The 21,613-nt window shown below is 56.7% G+C and carries 21 protein-coding genes; 11 read left to right on the top strand and 10 right to left on the bottom strand.

What is annotated here, in order from left to right:
* Nucleotides 1–83 precede the first annotated feature (83 nt).
* Nucleotides 84–1,061: a GlxA family transcriptional regulator gene (locus FWJ25_RS03640; RefSeq protein ID WP_149598864.1), complete on the top strand. Its 978-nt coding sequence runs from the start codon at nucleotides 84–86 to the stop codon at nucleotides 1,059–1,061.
* Here the strand turns inward: FWJ25_RS03640 and FWJ25_RS03635 are convergent.
* A complete protein-coding gene (locus FWJ25_RS03635) occupies nucleotides 1,029–2,186 on the bottom strand; it encodes an ABC transporter substrate-binding protein (protein WP_149598863.1) in 1,158 nt (385 codons plus the stop codon). The genes FWJ25_RS03640 and FWJ25_RS03635 overlap by 33 nt on opposite strands.
* Before the next feature lie 185 nt (nucleotides 2,187–2,371).
* On the opposite strand from FWJ25_RS03635, the gene FWJ25_RS19580 reads away from it, so the two are divergent.
* A complete protein-coding gene (locus FWJ25_RS19580; RefSeq protein ID WP_188093555.1) occupies nucleotides 2,372–2,536 on the top strand; it encodes a hypothetical protein in 165 nt (54 codons plus the stop codon).
* 42 nt (nucleotides 2,537–2,578) lie between these two features.
* Here FWJ25_RS19580 and FWJ25_RS03630 read toward each other — a convergent pair whose 3' ends face one another.
* Nucleotides 2,579–4,633 carry an NADPH-dependent 2,4-dienoyl-CoA reductase gene (locus FWJ25_RS03630; RefSeq protein ID WP_149598862.1) on the bottom strand — a complete coding sequence of 685 codons (2,055 nt, stop codon included), beginning with the start codon at nucleotides 4,631–4,633 and terminating at the stop codon, nucleotides 2,579–2,581.
* Between the two features lie 349 nt (nucleotides 4,634–4,982).
* On the opposite strand from FWJ25_RS03630, the gene FWJ25_RS03625 reads away from it, so the two are divergent.
* The 8 genes from FWJ25_RS03625 (at nucleotide 4,983) to FWJ25_RS03590 (ending at nucleotide 12,982) form a co-directional block, all read left to right on the top strand.
* The gene (locus FWJ25_RS03625; protein ID WP_149598861.1) at nucleotides 4,983–7,784 is read left to right on the top strand and encodes a monovalent cation/H+ antiporter subunit A; all 2,802 of its coding nucleotides are present in this window, start codon (nucleotides 4,983–4,985) and stop codon (nucleotides 7,782–7,784) included.
* Entirely contained in the window at nucleotides 7,784–8,152 is a 369-nt protein-coding gene (locus tag FWJ25_RS03620) for a Na+/H+ antiporter subunit C (protein WP_149598860.1), read from the top strand. The genes FWJ25_RS03625 and FWJ25_RS03620 overlap by 1 nt, the downstream gene beginning before the upstream one ends.
* Nucleotides 8,149–9,666, top strand: a complete 1,518-nt coding sequence (locus FWJ25_RS03615) for a monovalent cation/H+ antiporter subunit D (RefSeq protein ID WP_149598859.1) — start codon at nucleotides 8,149–8,151, stop codon at nucleotides 9,664–9,666. Before FWJ25_RS03620 ends, FWJ25_RS03615 begins: the two co-directional genes overlap by 4 nt.
* Nucleotides 9,667–10,155, top strand: a complete 489-nt coding sequence (locus tag FWJ25_RS03610) for a Na+/H+ antiporter subunit E (protein ID WP_149598858.1) — start codon at nucleotides 9,667–9,669, stop codon at nucleotides 10,153–10,155. It begins immediately after the preceding gene.
* Nucleotides 10,152–10,421, top strand: coding sequence for a K+/H+ antiporter subunit F (locus FWJ25_RS03605; RefSeq protein ID WP_149598857.1), 270 nt, complete (start codon nucleotides 10,152–10,154; stop codon nucleotides 10,419–10,421). Before FWJ25_RS03610 ends, FWJ25_RS03605 begins: the two co-directional genes overlap by 4 nt.
* 39 nt (nucleotides 10,422–10,460) lie before the next feature.
* Nucleotides 10,461–10,793, top strand: coding sequence for a Na+/H+ antiporter subunit G (locus tag FWJ25_RS03600; RefSeq protein WP_149598856.1), 333 nt, complete (start codon nucleotides 10,461–10,463; stop codon nucleotides 10,791–10,793).
* A gap of 108 nt (nucleotides 10,794–10,901) precedes the next feature.
* Nucleotides 10,902–11,183 (top strand): pyrimidine/purine nucleoside phosphorylase, encoded by a 282-nt coding sequence (gene ppnP, locus FWJ25_RS03595; RefSeq protein ID WP_149598855.1) that lies wholly within the window; start codon nucleotides 10,902–10,904, stop codon nucleotides 11,181–11,183.
* Between the two features lie 155 nt (nucleotides 11,184–11,338).
* Nucleotides 11,339–12,982, top strand: a complete 1,644-nt coding sequence (locus FWJ25_RS03590) for a fatty acid--CoA ligase (RefSeq protein WP_149598854.1) — start codon at nucleotides 11,339–11,341, stop codon at nucleotides 12,980–12,982.
* A gap of 62 nt (nucleotides 12,983–13,044) precedes the next feature.
* On the opposite strand, the gene FWJ25_RS03585 is transcribed toward FWJ25_RS03590, so the two are convergent.
* The 6 genes from FWJ25_RS03585 to FWJ25_RS03560 form a co-directional block, all read right to left on the bottom strand.
* A complete protein-coding gene (locus FWJ25_RS03585; RefSeq protein ID WP_149598853.1) occupies nucleotides 13,045–14,478 on the bottom strand; it encodes an alkaline phosphatase PhoX in 1,434 nt (477 codons plus the stop codon).
* Nucleotides 14,479–14,490: 12 nt separating this feature from the next.
* A complete protein-coding gene (locus tag FWJ25_RS03580) occupies nucleotides 14,491–16,224 on the bottom strand; it encodes an alkaline phosphatase D family protein (RefSeq protein ID WP_149598852.1) in 1,734 nt (577 codons plus the stop codon).
* Between the two features lie 185 nt (nucleotides 16,225–16,409).
* A complete protein-coding gene (locus FWJ25_RS03575; RefSeq protein WP_149598851.1) occupies nucleotides 16,410–17,663 on the bottom strand; it encodes a D-amino acid dehydrogenase in 1,254 nt (417 codons plus the stop codon).
* Nucleotides 17,664–17,815: 152 nt separating this feature from the next.
* Nucleotides 17,816–18,178, bottom strand: a complete 363-nt coding sequence (locus tag FWJ25_RS03570; protein ID WP_149598850.1) for a translation initiation factor Sui1 — start codon at nucleotides 18,176–18,178, stop codon at nucleotides 17,816–17,818.
* A 29-nt stretch (nucleotides 18,179–18,207) separates the two neighbouring features.
* Entirely contained in the window at nucleotides 18,208–18,738 is a 531-nt protein-coding gene (locus tag FWJ25_RS03565) for a DUF4136 domain-containing protein (protein WP_149598849.1), read from the bottom strand.
* A gap of 75 nt (nucleotides 18,739–18,813) precedes the next feature.
* A complete protein-coding gene (locus tag FWJ25_RS03560) occupies nucleotides 18,814–19,419 on the bottom strand; it encodes a YigZ family protein (protein ID WP_149598848.1) in 606 nt (201 codons plus the stop codon).
* A 13-nt stretch (nucleotides 19,420–19,432) separates the two neighbouring features.
* On the opposite strand from FWJ25_RS03560, the gene FWJ25_RS03555 reads away from it, so the two are divergent.
* Nucleotides 19,433–19,624, top strand: a complete 192-nt coding sequence (locus FWJ25_RS03555) for a hypothetical protein (RefSeq protein ID WP_149598847.1) — start codon at nucleotides 19,433–19,435, stop codon at nucleotides 19,622–19,624.
* Here the strand turns inward: FWJ25_RS03555 and FWJ25_RS03550 are convergent.
* Nucleotides 19,601–20,920 carry a sensor histidine kinase gene (locus tag FWJ25_RS03550; protein ID WP_149598846.1) on the bottom strand — a complete coding sequence of 440 codons (1,320 nt, stop codon included), beginning with the start codon at nucleotides 20,918–20,920 and terminating at the stop codon, nucleotides 19,601–19,603. The two genes, FWJ25_RS03555 and FWJ25_RS03550, sit on opposite strands and share 24 nt — an antisense overlap.
* Nucleotides 20,917–21,603, bottom strand: coding sequence for a response regulator transcription factor (locus FWJ25_RS03545; protein ID WP_149598845.1), 687 nt, complete (start codon nucleotides 21,601–21,603; stop codon nucleotides 20,917–20,919). Before FWJ25_RS03545 ends, FWJ25_RS03550 begins: the two co-directional genes overlap by 4 nt.
* Nucleotides 21,604–21,613 lie beyond the last annotated feature (10 nt).

The raw sequence follows: 21,613 nt of genomic DNA, 5'->3' as shown, positions 1-21,613 counted from the left end.
TCACAGGAGGTGGAAGGAAGAAACCGGCATATATGACATAATCATGGTCAATATCGCCAACCCCTGATAAACCATTAACACTTATGTATACCGTTTCTGTTATCGGATTCGACAGCGCCCTTGCCAGTGCCATAACCGGTATCATCGACCTGTTCCGGTTGGCAGGGGTTACCTGGGCTCGTATTCAGGGCGACAGCCCGCAGTCGTTTTTCCAAACCAGGCTGCTTACACGGGATGGCGGCCCCTGTCGCTGTATCAACGGCCTCACTCTGCTGGCCGACGGCTCCTGGAATTCCCCGGAAACTGCCCAGTCTGATCTGATTGTTGTCCCAACCATTGGCGGCCCCATCGTGCCCGTTCTGGAGCAGAACCCGGAACTGGTTACATGGCTGTCACATCAGAATAAAGAGGGCCTTCAACTGGCCAGCAACTGCACCGGAGCCTTCCTTCTCGGCGAAGCCGGGCTGCTGAATGGCCGGGAAGCAACCACACATTGGGGCTTCAGCAACCAGTTCCGGACGCGCTTCCCTTCCGTAATCTGTCGACCGGAGAAGCTGATTACCGTAGATGGCCCCATCGCGTGTGCCGGTGGAGGTATGGCATGGTGGGATCTCGGGGTTTATCTGGTGGAACGCTACGCCGGCCCGGAGGTCGCCCGGCAACTGGCAAAATCCTTTGTGATAGATGCAGGCAGAACCAGCCAGGCTCCCTACAGTGCCCTGCAGGCCAAGCGATATCATGACGATGCAGCGATCACGAAACTGCAGGATTGGCTGGACGGCAACTATGCCGCCCGGGTTACCCTTGAACGCATGGCTGATGAGGCTGGTTTGACCTGTCGCTCGCTGATGCGCCGCTTCAAGGCTGCTACAGGAGATTCACCAACGACCTACCTGCAATTATTACGGGTTGAGGAAGCCAGAAGACGATTGGAGTCATCGACAGCGACGATTGAAACCATCACCCGGGAGGTCGGGTACGAGGACGTCAGTTCGTTTTCACGGCTTGTCCGTCGGCACACAGGGCTGTCACCGAGCGATTACAGGGCTCGATTCCGCTGAGGCTTCGTATTCATCAAGGGCATCGAATACGTCCATGGCTGAAAACTCATGGGGCCCGTCCTGATTCCCCCTTACCCTGGAGTATCTCGCAAAATCTACCCGGCGAAGCCTGTCAGGCTGTTGCTCCAGCAATGACATAACCCGGCGAACTTTCGCCAGGTTTTCACGGGTGACAATCAGCAGTGGCGTTTTCAGATCATAGTATTCCAGGGACTTCGCCCCTTTGGATGCCATAACCGCATCGTACGCGACAACAACGGACCACGCCCCTTCCATAAAGTGTCCGCCTGCCGTCACCTCAATTTCGCCCCCCGCCAGTTCCTCCATGGCGCTGCCGCCGAAACCAAAGGAGTTAACCTTTACGTCTTTACCCGGCACCCACCCCGCCTCATGAAGGGCCCTGAGAACGCCCGACGTCGACCGGTAATTGCCTGACCATATGATCCGGGTCTCGGGGTACCGTTCCAGCAGGCGCTGCGTCCGGAAATGGGCATCATCCTCACTCCAGTCGGTGTAAACAACCTGATGCATGTGCAACCCGGGGTCTGCAGCCAGTACCCGATTCAGACCGGCAGCGCGATCGACTGCAGGCTGGTCAAACCGGTAACCGTTGACACCAAACATCTGTAGGGCCCCCTGGGGGCGTTGTTCGCGGGCAGACTGTACCAGAATCTGCGTCATTGTCTCGCTGGCATTGGCATCGCCCGGCACCAGGTGCGCAGCCCAGTATTGCAAGTGCTGCCCCGGCTTGCCGAGGGTTCTTCGCTCGTTGTCTTCAAGGTCCCCGTTGTAAAGAACACACACAATCCGGTTCAGTTCACAGGTTTTCAGGGCACCCGCCGCCGTTTTCAGGAAGTTGGGAAAAACCAGGGCGTCATAGCCCGATGTCTCGTCCGAGATCACCTCGTCCATCAGTTCCCGGAATCTCACCCGGTTCAGTTGCAGGTTGAACACATCAACATCGGCGTTCAGGCTATCTCCTGCGGCTTCAGCAAAACGACTGACCAATGTCCAGAATGGCGTATCCGCAACGGTGAATACGGCAATTCTTGGCCGCAACTCCGCCATCCCCGGATGAGAGAAAGCCATAAGCATCAAGGCAACCAACACTCTCATTCTGCACATCAAAACCTGTCCCTTTTCCCGAGATCCTTGATGGGTTTATACCAAAGTCATTACAGACGCTTTAATCCCGGCTCCCGATACGGGCACAACGTGGTATGGAATATGCGTTATTTTAGCTGAAAGGCCGGTTTTAACCTCTTTCAGTAAAGAATTTCGACACAGGTGTAACAGTGGGGAGGTTCGCCATGAACGCACCGATCAAATCAAGCCAGACAGATATTCTCAGCCGTCTCTACGACATGAAGCAGAAACAGCTGGCCCAGGCTGCGCAACAAGGCAACACGTTGCGCTGTAAAGTTCTGGAGGCCGAAGCCCAGGCCATTTCTGACGCGCTGAAAACCACACGGTAAGTGAATGACAGAATACGTCACCAACTGATCATTTTGGTCTGGTCACAGCCCGGCAGCAACCTCTGTACCCTGGCGGATGGCTCTTTTCGCGTCCAGCTCGTCCGCCACATCAGCCCCACCAATTAAATGAGCCTTTATTCCCTGGGAACTCACCGCATCAAACAGTGCCCTATCCGGTTCTTGCCCAGCACAGATCACCACATTCTCAACGTCCAGCACCCGGCTCTCGCAGACCTTCCCGCCTTTGTCCAGAATAGAAACGTGCAGCCCGGCGTCGTCGATACGGTCGTACCGGCATCCCCGTAACATTTCCACATCCCGGTGCTTCAGGCTGCTGCGATGAACCCAGCCAGACGTTTTCCCAAGGCCCGCGCCTACCTTGCCAGTTTTGCGTTGCATCAGGTAGATCTTGCGAGGCGCGGTCGTTGCCTGTCGCTCCGCCAGCCCTCCGGGCCCTTCGAATTCCGGGTTCACACCCCACTCCGCCTGCCACTCGGCAACGCTTACGGGCTCTCCTTCAGGATGCTGTTCAAAGTCATGACTCAGAAACTCGCTGACATCGAAGCCGATACCACCTGCACCAACGACCGCTACGGTACGGCCAACAGGCTTATTCCCCCGCAGCACATCCAGATAGCCCAGCACCTTTGGATGGTCGATACCTTCGATCTTCGGCGTTCTGGGTTTCACACCTGTGGCAATGATCACGTCGTCGTAGCCCCCGGATACCAGGTCGTCAGCATCAACCCTGGCCCCCAGGCAGAGGTCGATACCCAGTAACTCGATCTGGCGCTGGTAGTAACGCAGTGTTTCGTAAAACTCTTCCTTGCCCGGAATTCGTTTGGCGTAATTGAACTGTCCGCCAATGCGATCGTCCGCTTCAAAGAGCGTAACCTTAAGCCCCCGCTTTGCCGCCGTTGTCGCCGCTGCCAGTCCTGCCGGCCCCGCGCCGACAACCGCCACCCGCCGAGCAACGGGAGCCACGGTAAGCACCAGTTCCGTTTCATGACAGGCACGCGGGTTAACCAGGCAGGACGCACGTTTTGCCTTGAACACATGATCCAGACAGGCCTGATTGCAGGCAATACAGGTGTTAATTTCATCCGCACGGCCCTGCTCCGCCTTGCGCACAAACTCACTGTCAGCAAGTAACGGCCGGGCCATAGAGACCATGTCTGCCTTGCCCGCTGCAATAATTTCCTCGCCTTTCTCCGGGGTATTAATGCGGTTGGTTGTACAGACCGGAATGTCCACCTCGCCGTAGAACTTGGCGGTCACATCAGCAAAGCCGCCCCGGGGCACCGAGGTAACAATGGTCGGTACCCGGGCCTCATGCCAGCCGATGCCGGTATTGATGATCGTTGCCCCGGCCTGCTCTATGGCCTTCCCAAGCATGACGACCTGATCCCAGGTCTGGCCACCTTCCACCAGATCCAGCATGGACAGGCGATAAATAATGATGAACTCGGTCCCCACGGCTTCACGTATCCGGCGTACGATTTCCACCGGTAGCTGCATGCGGTTTTCATAGCGGCCACCCCATTTGTCCGTACGCTTATTGGTCCGTTCACACAGAAACTGGTTAATGAAATAGCCTTCCGACCCCATCACCTCAACGCCATCGTATCCGGCAAACTGCGCCAGCCTGGCGGCGGATACAAAGTCCCGGATCTGCTTATCGACGCCGCGGGAGGACAATGCCCTCGCCTTGAACGGGCTGATCGGAGCCTTGGTGGCTGAAGCCGAAACAATCAGCGGCTGATAGCCATATCTCCCGGCATGGAGCAGTTGCAGGCAAATTTTTCCGCCTGCTTCGTGAACAGCGCCTGTCACGTGGCGGTGGAGTATCGCAGTCCCGCGGTTATTCATGGTTGAGGCCAGAGGCGAGAGCTGACCCGCGACATTGGGCGAATAGCCGCCGGTCACCATCAGACCCACGCCACCCTCTGCCCGTTCGGCAAAATAGCGGGCAAATTTGTGGATATTCCAGAAACGATCCTCAAGACCGGTATGCATAGAGCCCATGAGCACCCGGTTATTTAACTCGGTAAAGCCCAGATCCAGTGGTTTCAGAAGATTCGGGTAAGTTGCACTCATGGTCTCATCTCACAGAAATTTATCGTCAGTATATCCTTGATCAATCACAAGTTGACTTGACCTTCGGGGCGCGCCACGTATCATCTGCAGTCAAGTTTGACTCACGGAGCAACCATGACCGCAAGGTCCTTCGGCTGCATGCATTACAATCGCCCTCCCATCATCGCCGATATCGCGCGACATCGGGGGCGTCTTCCGTATTTCCCGGATCCACCCGCCCGCCTCTAAGACGACTTTTTGCGCTACACACAGTGCCCGGTTCGGGTGCACGAGCGCTAACCGGAGACTAAACTCAGGCAAGCACCTGACTCCACACACCTGAAAAGAAGAACCGACTTAAGAGGTTGCGATGTCGCTACCGCTGGTTGTTTTACTCCCTTTCCTGGGTGCTATCGCAGCGCCCCTGTTCGCCCAGGGCGGCCGTACGGCAATTGCTATAGCATCTTCCGTACCTGCACTGATTGCTCTGGCAGCGCTGTATCCTCACTGGCAGACACTGGCCGAAGGCGGCGTGGTACTGCACAGTTACGAGTGGCTCCCGGCACTGGGTATTTCGCTCAGTTTCCGCCTGGATGGATTGTCGCTGCTGTTTGCCCTGCTTATTCTGGTCATTGGCCTGCTGATTATTCTCTATGCCCGCTACTACCTGAAAGCCAAGGAAAACGTCGGCAAGTTCTATGCTCTGCTGCTGTGCTTCAAGGGTTCCATGCTGGGCATTGTGCTTTCCAGCAACCTTCTGCTGATGATGATTTTCTGGGAACTGACCAGTCTGACATCGTTTCTTCTGATCAGTTTCTGGACACACAAACAGGATGCCCGACGTGGTGCCCGGATGGCACTGGCCATTACCGGTGGCGGTGGACTCGCCCTGCTGGCCGGTATCCTGCTGATCGGTAACATTGTCGGAAGTTTCGAGTTGGATGACGTTCTGGCTGCTGGCGACCTGATCAAAGCACATTCGCTCTACCCGGTGGCTCTAACCCTGGTGCTTCTTGGCGCATTCACCAAGTCCGCTCAATTCCCGTTCCATTTCTGGCTGCCCCACGCCATGCAGGCACCGACACCGGTTTCTGCCTACCTGCATTCGGCCACCATGGTAAAAGCCGGGATCTTCCTGATGGCCCGCCTTTATCCGGCCCTGGCAGGCACTGAACAATGGTTTTACATGGTCAGCTTCACCGGCATGGCAACACTCCTGCTGGGCGCTTATACCGCCATGTTCAAACACGACCTGAAAGGTCTGCTGGCGCACTCCACGGTCAGTCATCTGGGCCTGATCACCCTGCTGTTTGGTATGGGCACCAAGCTCGCCGCCGTCGCGGCAGTGTTCCACGTTATCAATCACGCGATTTTCAAAGCGTCTCTGTTTATGGCCGCAGGCATCATCGACCATGAGACCGGCACCCGGGACATGCGCCGCATCAATGGCCTGTGGCGCTATATGCCCCATACCGCCACCCTGGCCATGGTTGCTGCATCGTCCATGGCAGGCGTTCCGCTACTCAACGGGTTCCTGAGCAAGGAGATGTTCTTTGCCGAATCGCTGGAACTGAACCTGCCTGGCTTGCTTGCCTGGCTCCCGCCCATCATTGCCACCCTTGCAGGCATCTTCGCGGTCGCCTATTCCGCGCGTTTCGTTCATGACGTGTTCTTCAACGGAAAGCCCGTGGATCTGCCGATTTATCCACCCCATGAGCCACCCAGGTACATGAAAATTCCGGTGGAGATTCTGGCGTTTGCCTGTGTGATGGTGGGTATATTCCCAGCCGTCTCGGTTGGCCCGCTACTCTATGCCGCAGCCTCTGCGACCCTGGGCGGGGAGGTTCCGGAATACCACTTGACCATCGTCCACGGTTTTAACCTGCCGTTGCTAATGAGTTTCGTCGCCTTCTTTGGCGGTTTGCTGATGTACAGTCAACGCCAGCGTTTCTTCGATTTCCATGCCCGCTTCAAGGAAGTGGATGAGAAAGCGGTCTTCGAAGCGGTGGTTTCACGGGTTGTCGACAAAGCCCATGCCGTTACTGCCTGGATCGAAAACGGTTCGCTGCAACGCTATGCTCTGTTGCTGGTTGTCAGTGTTGTTGCCGTCTCGGCCATGCCATTGGTGGATATGGGCATTTTCATCGGCGAAAACGGTCTCACACCCGTGGACTGGCCCACGGGCATTGCCGCCGCGGTACTGGCGCTGTGTGCTGTAGCCACGGCAGTTTTCCATCGTGACCGTTTCTACGCCTTGATACTGCTCAGCGTAGTGGGCCTGGTTGTCGCCCTTGCGTTCGCCCGCTTCTCCGCACCGGACCTCGCCATGACACAGCTCTCTGTCGAGGTGGTTACGATCGTTCTGCTGATGCTGGCGCTCTACTACATGCCTTCGTGGACACCGATCGAAACCACGACCGCGCGCCGGATAAGGGACGTTTTGATCGCCCTCGTAGCAGGTGCAGGCATGACACTGGTTACTCTGGCCATGCTGACCCAGCCTTTCTCTTCGATCTCGGAGTTCTTCCTGGAAAACAGTAAGCCTGGCGGTGGCGGCACCAACGTGGTCAACGTCATTCTGGTGGATTTCCGGGGCTTCGATACCCTTGGCGAAATTACGGTGCTGGCGATTGCCGCGCTTGGCATCTACGCGATGCTGAAGAACACGGCACTGACGCCGCCTCCTGGTGATGGTCAGGGCCACGCCTGGAGCCGGGATGGCCATCCGCTGATGCTGAAACTCATTGCCCGCCCCATGCTGCCACTGGCATTGATGGTTTCGGTCTATATTTTCCTGCGTGGGCACAATATGCCCGGCGGCGGTTTTATCGCCGGCCTGATCACGTCTGTCGCGCTGATTCTCCAGTACATCGCAAGCGGCATGATCTGGACCCAGGACCGTGTGCGATTCAAATACCACAACATGATCGGTCTCGGACTGTTGTTCGCGGTGATTGCCGGTGCCGGCAGCCTCGCCTTCAGCTACCCCTTCCTCACATCTACCTTCGGGTATATCACGTGGCCCGTCGTTGGCAAGTTCGAGGTAGCCTCAGCCATGGTGTTTGACCTCGGCGTATACCTGACAGTTATCGGCGCCACGCTGCTGGCACTGGTCAGCATCGGTCGACTGTCTCCTCACTCAGCAATCAAAAGCAAGAAGGAGGGCGCGTAATGGAACTTCTGTTTGCATTGACCATTGGCGTGCTTACCGCATCAGGTGTTTACCTGCTGTTGCGGGCCAGAACCTTCCCGGTGGTGGTTGGCCTGACGCTGATATCCTATGCCGTCAACCTGTTCCTGTTCTCGACAGGTCGACTTGCGACCGGTGCACAGCCCATTATCGGCAGTACCGGAAGCTATACCGACCCGCTGCCCCAGGCACTGGTTCTGACGGCCATTGTGATCGGCTTCGCCATGACAGCGTTTGTGGTCGTTCTTTCACTTCGAAACCTTGCGGACAATGACGACGATCATGTGGATGGCCATCAGGGCAATGATCACTCTCAGCCGGATCAGTCAAAGGAGGTTACCGGTAAATGAATCACTGGCTTACCGCACCCATCCTGATCCCTTTGCTGGGCGGCATTCTACAGGTGTTCATGGGCTACGCCCCGATTAGCCTGCGACGCACACTGGCGATTGCGACGACCGTTCTGTTACTTGTATCGACCATCGTGTTGCTGGTTCTGGCAAATGATGACAGCTATCGGCTGTACGCATTCGGTAACTGGCAACCCCCGTTCGGGATTGTTCTGGTACTGGACCGGCTGGCGGCGCTGATGCTCGTATTGACCGCCATCCTGGCCCTGTTCTGTCACATCTTTGCCATCGGCGGCGCCGACGAGGGTAACCGGCAGTTCCATACGCTCTTCCTGTTCCAGCTGATGGGTCTGAACATCGCTTTTCTGACCGGCGACCTGTTCAACCTGTTCGTCGCCTTTGAAGTGTTGCTGATTGCCTCTTACGGTCTGCTGATGCACGGTGGCGGCACCGCCCGAACAGTGCCCGGCCTGCACTATGTGGTTTTGAACCTGGTGGGCTCTGCCGTGTTCCTGATCAGCGTCGGGATGATCTACAGCGTTACTGGTACTCTGAACATGGCGGACCTGGCGGTGAAAATCCCCCAGGTTTCCGGTGAGGGTCTGAATCTCGTCAAAGCCGGTGGCATGATGCTTCTGGTCGTGTTTGCCCTCAAGGCAGCCCTGATTCCTCTCTGCTTCTGGCTACCAAAAGCGTATGCCAGAGCGACCGCACCGGTTGCAGCGCTGTTCGCAGTCATGACGAAAGTCGGCATCTACGCCATTCTGCGGGTTTACCTGCTGGTCTTCGGCGACAGTGCGGGAGAACTGGCGAACCTGGGTATGGACTGGCTGTTCCCGCTGGCCCTGATCACCCTGGCGATGGGTGTTATCGGAGCCCTGGGAGCCGACAACCTGAAAACACTGGTTGCCTGGCAAGTCATCATCTCTGTAGGTACCTTGCTGGCGCCGATTGCCCTGGGTTCCGAGGCAGGCATTTCCGCGGCTCTGTTTTACCTTCTGAGCACCACCTGGACCGTCGCCGGCCTGTTCCTGGTCGCTGAACTGGTTGCTAACCAGAGGGGTACAGCAGGAGACAGAATCGTCACCGCTCCGAAAATGCGAAACCGGACCTTTCTCAGCGTCCTGTTCCTGATCGGCGCTGTCGCCGCTGCCGGACTGCCACCGCTGAGTGGATTCTTCGCAAAATTGCTGATTCTCAAGTCCGCCGTACCGGGCACCGACATGGCCTGGTTGTGGTCGGCCATACTGATTGGCAGCTTCTTCACGGTGATCGCCTACAGTCGCGCCGGCAGCATCGTGTTCTGGCGTACGGTCGAAGGCCATATCGAGAAGCCCAAACCCCTGAGCAGCAATGTGTCCGTCGCTGCAGGCACCCTGGTCGCCCTGAGCGTGGTGATTGTGGCACTTGCCGGGCCGATCAGTGACTACACCGACGCAACGGCGGCACAACTTTTCAACCCCGGGGGCTATCTCCAGATTCTGGACATGCCCATGACTCCGGAGGGCAAATAAATGCTGGACCGTCTCAGTTTTCCCCAACCGTGGCTCAGCCTGATCCTGTTCATCACCTGGCAGTTGCTGAGTGAAGGTATCTCCGGGGGCAGTCTGGTGATGGGTATTGTCCTTGCCTGGGCCATACCGCAGATTACCCACGGCTTCTGGCCCGAACGCCCGGCATTTATCAGTCCCTGGCGCATGCCGGCCTACCTGTTGCGGGTTCTTATGGACATTGTCGTTGCCAGCTTTCATGTGGCACGCCTGATTCTCAGCCCGAGAAAGCCACGGCCAGTGTTCGTATGCTATCCGCTGGAACTGGAACACCCACTGGCCATCAGCATCCTGGCCAGCACCATCTCCCTGACACCAGGTACCGTGAGCGCCGATATCAGCGACGACCAGAAACTACTGCTGGTGCACGCCCTGGACGCAGAAAGCGACCAGGAGGTCATCGATGCAATACGCACCCGTTACGAGAAACCGTTGCTGGAGATGTTCCAATGATCACGATCGTTCTTTACATCACCATCGGCATGGTGACGCTCGCAGCCCTGCTGAACGTCTACCGGTTGATCAAAGGTCCGGATGCACCGGACCGGGTACTGGCACTGGATACGCTATATATCAATGCCATTGCCCTCATTATTCTGCTTGGCATCACCCTCGGTACCCGTATGTACCTGGAGTCCGCGCTGTTGATTGCCGTGATGGGCTTTGTCGGTACGGTGGCCCTCGCCAAATATCTCAAGAGGGGGAGTGTCATTGAATAATCCCGGTACGTCACAAAGCATCATCGGAGGACCCCGTCCATGAGCCTGTTTGCCGAATATGCCATCTGCTTCCTGCTGCTGCTCGGCGGCGCCTTTACGCTTATCGGCGCTATCGGCCTAGCCAGGCTGCCGGATTTCTTCACCCGATTGCATGGTCCCACCAAGGCCACAACGCTGGGCGTCGGTGCCATCATGCTGAGCTCGGTGATCTATTTCACCAGCCAGGGCGAGTCGATTGGCATTTCAGAAATTCTGATCACCGTGTTCCTGTTCATGACGGCGCCTGTCAGTGCAAACATCCTGGCAAAGGCCGCCATGCACATTGGTGTAAAAACCACTGAGAACACAGAGGGCCAACCCTGGGAGCAGTGATGGATGCAGTGAAATCAACAGTTTCCATCCCGTCGTGAAATTTGTCATTGGACTTGCAGAAAATTGCCGTATAGTAGGCGCCCAAACCCTCTACAGGAGCGTGAACGCATGCTGACAGTCAACGAATACTTCGACGGCAACGCCAAGTCCATTGCATTCCAGACCGCAACTCTGCCGGCCACCGTTGGTGTAATCAGCCCGGGCGAATACGAGTTCGGCACGACAAAAAAAGAAACCATGACCGTCATCAGTGGTGCACTGACTGTCCTGCTTCCGGGCATGGACGAGTGGATGACCTACGGTTCAGGCGAAAGCTTTGATGTTGCCGCTCAGGCCAGCTTCAAGGCAAAAACTGATATCGACACCGCCTACCTCTGCACCTACGAGTAACACGCCAGTCCGCAGAGCGAACCCGGGGTTCTTCAGTAACCCCGGAATTCCCTTTCACTTTTTCGCTTTTCCCGGTTTCCGTTTCAGTCAATCTGTGTCAGATTTATCTCTGTTTCCCGAGATAACACCAACAACTGAAACAGAGGAAATCCGTGATGGCAACGACTCGCATACTTCCCCCGGCTGACAATGCCTACCAGTATCCGCTCCTGATCAAGCAGCTCCTGCTCTCCGGACCGCGTTACAATCCGGACCAGGAAATCGTGTATGCCAATCGCAGCAAGTACACCTACAGTGATCTGGTGGAACGCATCCATCGACTGGCCAATGCCCTGGCAGATGCCGGCGTAAAGCCCGGTGACACTGTCGCAGTGATGGACTGGGATACGCCGCGATATCTGGAGTGCTTTTTCGCAGTGCCAATGATTGGCGCGGTGCTGCATACAGTGAACGTTCGACTGTCCCCGGAACAGATCGTGTATACCATGAATCACGCTGAAGACGATGTGGTACTGGTACATGACGACTTCCTGCCGATCCTGGAAAGTGTCCGGGATGAAATCAAGACCGTTAAAACCTATATCCAGCTCACTGACGATGCCTCCGCCAGTAATACCAGCCTGGACACAGCAGGCGAGTATGAAGCCCTTCTGGCCAATGCCGGTACTCAGTTCGATTTCCCGGATTTCGACGAAAACAGCGTTGCCACAACCTTCTACACCACAGGCACCACCGGCAACCCCAAAGGGGTGTATTTCAGCCACCGGCAACTGGTTCTTCACACCCTGGCGATGACAGGCTCCCTGTCCGCCAATGACGAGATGCCGCTGCTGCGTTCATCCTCCGTCTACATGCCTGTCACCCCGATGTTCCACGTTCATGCCTGGGGTGTTCCCTACGCAGCTACCGTGATGGGCATCAAACAGGTTTATCCGGGGCGCTATGAGCCAGAGCTGCTGGTCGATCTCCTGAAAGCGCATAAAGTGACCTTCTCTCACTGCGTGCCCACCATCATGCAGATGATGATGGCAACAGAATCCATCAAGACTGCTGACCTCAGTAACTGGCATGTGCTTATTGGCGGCAGCGCACTGACCAAAGGCCTCTGTGATGCCGGAGCAAAACTGGGCATCCGCATGTATACCGGCTACGGTATGTCTGAAACCTGCCCGCTGCTGAGCACTACGCACCTGAAGCCGGAAGATCTGGACCTGCCACTGGAACAGCAGACTGCTATTCGGGTGAAGACAGGCGTCGCCGTTCCCATGGTGGAAATCGAGATCGTCGATCCTTCCGGCAAACCGGTTCCCCACGACGGCGAAGCGAAGGGCGAAGTGGTTACCCGCGCGCCCTGGCTGACCCAGAGCTATTTCAAGGAAAAGCAGAAAGGCGAAGAACTTTGGGAAGGTGGATGGCTGCACACCGGTGATGTTGCCAGCATGGAACCGGACAACAGCCTGACCATCAAGGACCGCATCAAGGATGTCATCAAAACCGGTGGTGAGTGGCTATCCTCACTGGATCTCGAAAACCTGATCAGCCAGCACCCTGCGGTCGCCGGCGCCGCCGTGGTGGGTGTGCCTGATGAAAAATGGGGCGAGCGCCCGTATGCACTGATCACACTGAAACCCGGCGAGATCGCGGGTCTGGAAGATATCCAGACCCACCTGCAAGCTTTTGTCGACAAAGGCGATATCAACAAATGGGCCATCCCACAACAGATGGACTTTGTGGATGACATCCCGAAAACCAGCGTAGGCAAGATCAACAAGAAGTTGATCCGCGATCAGTTGAAGTAACTTCCACACACAATACGGGGCCAGATGGCGTTGGTCATCTGGCCCCGTTTAGCGCACACGATTCAAATATCGTCGGGCAGGATCAGCTCGTAGACCATCCCCAGACCATTGGTGAAGCCCCCAAACCCATTCCGGCCACCGCGATCAGACGTGAAGTACATCCTGCGCCCATCCGGTGAAAACGCAATTCCCGCCACCTCGGATGCATCCTGCCCGACGATCTGCAACAAAGGCTTGAGAGTGCCATCAGGCAATATCACCACCACCTGCATATCCCCGCCGTCTTCAGCCACGAGAATATCGCCCAGGTCGGTCACAAACAGGTTATCGACGCCGGAAAGGATGTCGTTCGGCGCTTCGGCCGTTGCCAGGTCGTAAATAACCTCAATGGTCTGAGCCAGCGTATCCACCGCCCAGATCCTGTTGTCACCCTTGGTTGCAAAGTAGACGATGCCCTTGAAGAACCACACACCCTCGCCGCCGTCAAAGGCCGTTGAGGCGGGCAACCGGTTCTGATCCTGAGGTTCATGGGGATTCTGTACGTCCATCCATTCAATAGGCTGAGGGCCATCAAGAGCCGCCTCAATACCATCGCCCCCAACCGCCAGCACCTGGAGCCGACCAGACTGCAGTGCGGCACGCTCACTGCCTTCCGGCCAGTCTGCGGGGTCGGGCACCCAGCGATAGAACCGGCCGTCCGGCATGTCTTCCGTCAGGTAAAGCAAGCGCTCACCGGGGTCGATCGCAATGGCTTCATGGGAGAAGAAGCCCAGGGTTGGCACGGGAATTCCGTCACCTGCCTGGTAGGGATCACACTCCCACACCTGGCCATTGGGAAATTCTTCACAGGACAGCCAACTGTTCCAGGGAGTGACACATCCCGCGCAATTGAACGTGGTACCAGAGAGTATTGTGTACGAATCGATAATCGTACCGTCCGGATCAAACACCAGAGTACCTACCTGTGCCAGCCCCGGGGTAAACTCCTCAATCACATTGGTCAGCCCGCTAAGCTGCGGAAAGGTAAAGCCGATACTCCCGACACCCGGTACTTCGCTGTTGCTGATGTAGATCCAGCCGCCGTTTTCTCTCGGCACAACCCCCGCTCCATCTGGAAAGATATGCCAGGGGCGATTACCGATGCCGCCGGTTTGCGGGCCGCTTACGGCCATCCCGCCCGGCTGCGGCAATTCGCTGTTGATCGCGACAATACGTGTCGAGAAGCCTTCAGGCGTGCGCACCCCATGAATATCGGCTTCCCGGAGCGGGCCAATATCCTGGAACCGACCTACCAGCTTTTCAACCTCGTCGGGAACCGTGCCGGAATTAGCCTCTGTATCTCCGCCAACCGAAGGGCCCGGCACCACTACACCGTCAGAACCACCGCACCCGGTCAGCCAGGAGGCCGAGCCCACAGCGCCTGCGGTAAAAAACAGCGTTCGAAGCACATCACGGCGCTTCCAGCGGTTACCCTGGGGGATAAATGGATGAGACATGGGCACGACTCCTTAACTGACTGCCTGGCGTACGGGGGGATTGAACAGCGCTGTGCGAACTTCCCGGGGCTCTGACAGGGGGCGATCAGTGTATATGCGGCTGTCGCCACTATCGACACCGACAACTTTTGTCATTGCAGGATCGATCTCACCCACCGTGTCGGCACTGGAAATACTCCGCACGTAGTAGAACTCGGACTGCGTCCGCTCCCGGGTCACATCCACCAGAATGAAACCCGGTGATTTCAGTTCCACATATTTCATGTGCGGATTAACCAGTCGAACTGCAGCTGCAGCGAGATCCGCAATTTCTTCCGGGAATCCCGGAGAGGTCACTGAAGGTGTGACAAACTCCGCCGCCAAAGGACTGACCAGTGCATTTTCGAGAAGGTTGCCAGAGTCAGCATAGACCTCATTTGCCCAGGAAGTATGGATATCACCGGTGAAGATCACCGTGTTGGTCACGCCCTGCTCCAGGGTGTTCAGCACTTTTTCCCTGTCAGCCACGTAACCATCCCACTGGTCCATGTTCAGCGAAAGTAACTGGCCGTTGAATGTAGAGACATCCTCCATGCCCAGTGTCCGGGCGGCATCGAGGATGCGGAGGATGTTGAGTTCGGCAAACATCACCTGCTGCCCGATCATCCGCCAGTGTGCCGATGAGGATGCAAGGCCGCTGGTCAGCCAGTCCATCTGTTCGGCGCTCATGATTTGCCGGTCAGCATCAAACCGGGAAGGATCGGCTACGGAAGACACCTGCACATCCCGGCCTTCCAGCCTGGTATCCAGCATAAACAGGTCAATCAGGTTGCCGAACTGGAATTGCCGCCACAGATGTGTGGGTTCAGTATCCGCTTCGCGAATGGGCAGCCATTCATAGTAGGCCTGCACCGCCGATGCCCGGCGCTCAGACCAGCCCCCTTCGGTTGCCTCATCGTGATTTTCCGCGCCATCGCTGTAACTGTCATTGGCTGATTCATGGTCATCCCAGATGCATATCATCGGGAATTGCTGGTGAACTGCCTGCAGGCTTTCATCGGTCTTGTACTGGGCATGACGGGCACGGTAGTCTGCCAGATCGATGATTTCATGAGCCGGCAGCGGTTCGCGACCGGGGAAATCCCCATACTCACCGGCGCCATATTCGTAGATGTAATCACCCAGATGCAGAATGAAATCGAGATCGCGATGCTCACTGACGGCCTTGTACACCGAGAACAGTCCGTAGGCGTAGTTTGAGCAGGACACCACCGCGAAACGGGCGCGTTCGCTGGCCATCGACGCCGCTGGGAAGGTTCGGGTCCGGCCGATCACCGAGGTCTGGTTACCCACTGAAAACTGGTAGTAATACCAGGTATCCGGGCTCAGTCCGGCAACATCGACCTTAACGCAGAAATCCCGCTCCGGACCGGTCGTGGTGGTCAACTGCCCGACCTTGTCCGTCATATCACGGTCCCGCGCGACGGTCACCCTCACGGAAACACTTTCGACATTCCTGGGCAGGGAACCGGTTGGCGTCACCCGCGTCCAGAGGATGATGCGATCACTCAGGGGGTCGCCGGAGGCCACTCCATGGATAAAGGCTACTTTTGGGGTGGAAGGTTCAGGCAGAACGGAGCTGTCACCCGCGACAACCTCTGAATCATTCGGCCCTGAATCTGAACTACTACTGCCGCCACAGGCGGTCAATGCAGTGAAAGACGTAGCAGCAAGTCCTTTGAGGACCGCACGGCGTTGCCTGTCCATTCTGCTCTCCGATGTTGTATATCCGGGCCGGTTCAAGCGGCCGATTTTTAGTGATGGAGATCACAGGTTGAAGACAGTTTATGTACGATGGGTGACAGAAGCGTGGCTTTTCAGGCCAGAAAAACCACGCGGTTTGCAGAAAATGTCGCTGTTGAGATTATCGTTGTCGAGAGTACAACTTCCGGTCAGATACCGGTAAAAGTGAAATCTACCTCGGGTTTTCGACCACCAACTACATCTGCCAGCGCCGCAGCCGAACCGCAGGAATGTGTCCAACCGAGGGTACCGTGACCGGTATTCAGATAAAGGTTGGCGAAATGGCTTTTGCCGATATAGGGCACATTTGACGGCGTTGCTGGCCGCAGCCCGGTCCAGAATTCTGCCTGATCCCACCAGGCCGCATCAGGCATCACTTCAGCAGCCCTTCGGACAATGGCACGGCACCGGGTCATATCCAGTTCCCGACCATAACCATTCAATTCGGCGGTACCGGCAACCCGGAGGCGATCTCCCAAGCGTGAGTACACCAGCTTGTATTCATCGTCAGTCAGACTGACATTGAAAGCCGCTTCTTCGTTCTTCACCGGAACCGTGATCGAATAGCCTTTAGCCGGATAGATGTTGAGGAACAAGCCTATCTTACGAGCAAGAACCGCACTGAAACTTCCAAGGCTCAGCACGTAGGAATCCGCACGGAGGGTTTCGTGGTGACCTTCATGGATGGTGCGCACGCCCAATATCCGGTCACCGGCCTGCTCGAACCCGACGACTTCCGTACCGTAACGGAATTCCACACCGGCCTCGGCGCAAAGCTTGGCCAGGTTCTGGGTAAATTTACGGGCATCCCCGGACTCATCTTCTGCCGTGTAAGTGGCACCAGCAATGCGGCTCTGGATTGGTTTCAGTGCGGGTTCCAGTTCCACGGCCCGCTCAGCATCGATAATCTGCCGGTCGCAGCCCAGATCCTGCATAAGCCGGGTCGGCTCCCTGGCGCCATCAAATTCTGCCGGGTCTGTGTAGAAATGCAGAATACCCTTCTCCAGATGGTCATACTGAATGCCAGTCTCTTTGCGAAGCGCCTGGAGCTGGTCCCGGCTGTAGGTGCCAAGATTGACCATCTGACGAATATTGTGAGCGGCCCGTGCGGAGGTGCATTGCCCTAGAAAGGACAAAGCCCAACGCCACTGAGCGGGGTCCAGGCGGGGACGGAAAAGCAGCGGAGCATCCGCCTGGGTCAGCCACTTGAGCACCTTGAAAGGAGCTGAAGGATTCGCCCACGGCTCGGCATGGGATACCGAAATCTGCCCGCCGTTGGCGTAACTGGTTTCTACCCCGGCCAGAGTCTGTCTGTCGACGACAGTCACCTGATGCCCCTGCTTCTGCAGAAACCAGGCTGTAGTGATACCGACAACGCCCGCGCCCAGAACCAGTATATGCATGCTTGTCTCCGATAAAGGGAAACCCTCTCCGGATGACAACCGGAGATCCATTCCTTCAGGTTTCCGTAGTATTGAAATGCAGGGAACGACTATGCCCGATCTGCTTTGCCCGCTATTGTAGCGCGCTGTTCAGGGGCTTGTGTGTAAGACTATCAGCCACCGGCTCGTTTCACGGTCCATCCTTTGGCCTGCAATAACGGAACCAGAATATCCCGCTGATCGCCCTGAATCTCCACAACACCGTCTTTCACAGTACCTCCGGTGCCGCACTTGGCCTTCAAGACCTTGGCGTAAGCTTTGAGTTCCTTGTCGTCCATGGGAATTCCGGTTATCAGTGTCACGCCTTTACCTTTCCGGCCCTTGGTCTCACGGCTTACCCGGACAACGCCATCGCCTTCCGGTCGTGTGTGCCCTCCACAGGTGCACTCTGATACAGGGTTGCGGCAACCCGGGCACATGCGGCCCTGTTCCGTTGAAAACACCAACCCGCCTTCCGAACGATTCTTCATTCCCATTCTGTTAACCGTAGTTTCTTGCAGATCTGTCAGTCGAGGCCCGGAGGGTACTTGGAAAACATCTCGGTCACCACCTCGTCGATCAATTCTGAGCGGGTTTCCGGAGACTGGCTTTCAGTCAGGTAGCGCCGACTCGCTGCTCGCCACACCACCTGTTTGGTACTGGTATCAACCAACTCTATGACCAGTTTTCCTTCCTTGACTTCACGCACCGGTGGCGGCGCTGTCAGAGCCCAGCCAAAATGCCCGGTACCCACACCAAACCCGAGACCAACGCCGCTCTGATCCAGGCGATCTTCTTCTATGATTTTCCAGTTCACGAACAGATCGGCATCCGCTTCAGCCACGGATTTCATCGCCTTCCGGTTCAGTTCACGTTCGATCGCAGCCTGCACGCGCGTTCCATCCAGTGACAAAAAGGAGGAACTACCAGCCTCCGGCGCGTACGCCCAGCTTGAATAGTTACCAAACACGGCCGTTGAACTGTAATCCGTCACGACATTGCCTGCGCAGCCGGCCAGTACCAGAGCCAGTGCCGACATCATCAGAATACGCATCATGGCTTACCCTCTTTCCAGATACATCATGGTGTCAGTATACGCACACCAGACCGTCCGCGATGACCGTTTAAGGCCTCATCTGTCAAAACTGTAATCCAGTTTATGGGAATCGCAGAACGCCGAGAAATCATCAACGCTGCTTTCAGGCACCTGCAGGCGGGCCGTCACGGTCGCGCCATAATCCACGGACTCAACCGTCGCCGAATTTACCTCACACCAATGCCTGACAGGCTGCTCACTGGCAAACGGCATGCTTACCGTGGTCAGAACAACAGGTTGCTGCACCACCCGGTCTACCGCTGACAATACGCTCTCAGCCGCGCCCGCGTATGCCCGGACCAGCCCCCCCGCCCCAAGCTTGATGCCGCCAAAGTAGCGGATAACGATCACCAGTACGTCACCCATATCCTTGTGCTGGATAACATTGAGAATGGGTTTACCTGCAGTACCGGAGGGTTCCCCGTCATCATTCATCGCCGCTTCTGCTGCCGAACCCGGGCGACCAATCTGGTAACCCCAGCATACGTGGCGGGCATCGGGATGATCCCGGTGCGCCTGATCCACCCAGGTTCTGACTTCTTCCCGGGAACTGACGGGCGCTACGCGGGCGATAAACCGGCTTTTCTTCACTTCCGTTTCCCGCTCAAGGTATCCTGCCGGAACCGGGTAATCTTTACTCATACAGGAATGCCTTATGTCAGAAAACGATGAACACAGCAGCCCCGGGACTGCCCAACCGGCTAAAATCAGGAAAGCTGCCTGCGGTATCCGTTTTGACGAAGACGAGCTTCAGGAAGGAATCGATTTTTCCGGAGCCTCTGATCTTAAACCAGACGAAGAAAATCTTCAGGCCCCGGAAGGGTCAGTCCGCGGTAAAAAGCGGTAGCCAGACGGTCACCCGTAGTCCACCACGATCATCATTAGCAGCACTGATGCGGCCATCATGGGCACTGATGATGTCCCGGGCAATGGCCAGCCCCAGCCCCCAGCCCGCACCACCACGGGATTTGTCAGCCTGAAAGAATGGTTCAAACAGTTGGGAGAGAACCTCTTCGTTGGCGCCAGCCCCTTCATCGCGAACCTCAATCCGGACGCCTCCCTGATCCCGCTCGACGCCCACGTGAACCGAATGTCCCGGCGGTGTGTGATCCAGCGCATTCTGGACAATATTATCCAGAGCCCGTTGTAACAACCCGGAATCCCCAAGCACGGTCACACCGGCAACACTGTTGCTTGCCGTCAGGTGACAATCCACTCCCTGATGTTCCGCGTAGTCTGCCGCATCGCTCAGCACCTGATTAATCAAAGGGACGGGCTTAACCGGTTCCCGCTCGATATCCCCACCCTGATCAGCCACACGGTACAGGGTAAGAATCTGTGATGTCATGGTTTCAAGCCGTTCATTCTGGCGCAGGATACTCGCCATCAGCTCCGTGTCAGACCCGGCCTCACTGGCCAGCTCAATAGCCACACGCTGGCGCGCCAACGGTGTGCGCAAATCATGGGAAATATCCCGCAACAGGTGCTTCTGGCGTTCAAGCAGGCTACACAACTGGTCGGTCATGGCATTGAACGCCATGGCGAGCTGCCCCACTTCATCCCGGCGATTGGCAATGCGATCGTTTACCCGAAGTTCCGTTTTGCCTCCGGCAATTATCCTGGCAGTCCTTTCCATATGCTTGAGTGGGCGGGAAACAACCCGGGCAATCAACCAGCAGGCCAGGGTGATCATTACGAAGGCCAGCACCAGCTCAATCGCCCTGAAGACATCGGGCGCCAACCAGCCCTCACCGTGTGTACGGGGCCAGGCCACCACCTGATACCCGGAGTCCAGGTTGATCACTGCTGGTTTGTGGCGATACCAGCCCGACTTGATTCTGTCACGAATAGCATCCGGCAACCGCCGGTCATTCTCCCGGTTCTCCACCAGAATGATGTGCAGATTCAGCTGCTCACCCTGCTCCCGCATGAACCGAAAAGCTGCTTTCCGACCATCGGCCTGAAGCACTCTCATGGCTTCCATGCCGACATTCCGAAGCCCAATCTGGCGTTCGATCGTTTCCCGTTCACGATCCAGCAGCGCATGGGTCGCAAGATTGCCAACCACCACCGTAATCGCCATGGCAAGCCAGATCAGCAGGAAAATCCGCCAGAACAGCGGGAACATGAATCGCTTCTTCACGCAGACACCCGGTAGCTGTAGCCCAGTCCACGAACCGTCTCGATCCTCGGAGGATCCTCATTACCAAGTTTTTTACGCAGATTACTGATGTGCATATCCAGGGTCCGGTCGTAGGCCTCCAGCCTCCGCCCGAGAGCCCACTGCATCAGGTCCGTTTTCCTCACGACACTGCCAGCATGGGCAAGCAGCACCTGTAATACTTCGTATTCGGTGGCGGTGAGGTCAACGGGCAGATCATTCTGCAAGACCCTTCGGTGCTCTGGCTCGACACGAAGATCACCATACACCCGGGCACCATTAACCTCGTTTTTCTGGTCCCAGGCGATCCGTCTCAGCAGTGCCTGCAGGCGTGCCACAAGCTCACGGGGGTTGCAGGGTTTGGGAATGTAATCGTCGGCACCCACCTCAAACCCCACAATTCGGTCGGTTTCGTCCCCTCGGGCGGTCAGCAGCACCACCGGCAGATGGGTCTGGGCCCGGAGTTCTCGTAGTACTTCAAGGCCACTGATATCGGGCAACATGATATCGAGAATAACGATGTCACAGTCCTGCCCCAGCGCCAGACTCAGGCCATCCCGGCCATTGGCAGCTTCGCGCACCGTAAAGCCCTGATTGCCCAGATAACGAGCCAGCAACTGACGCAGTTCTTCGTCGTCTTCAACAAGCAATACCCGATTCTGCATTATCTACCTC

The sequence above is a fragment of the Marinobacter salinexigens genome (assembly GCF_008370345.1).
Taxonomy (GTDB): Bacteria; Pseudomonadota; Gammaproteobacteria; order Pseudomonadales; family Oleiphilaceae; genus Marinobacter; species Marinobacter salinexigens.
Note: the sequence above shows the minus strand (reverse complement) of the source record. Positions and strands in the feature narration are given on the sequence as shown.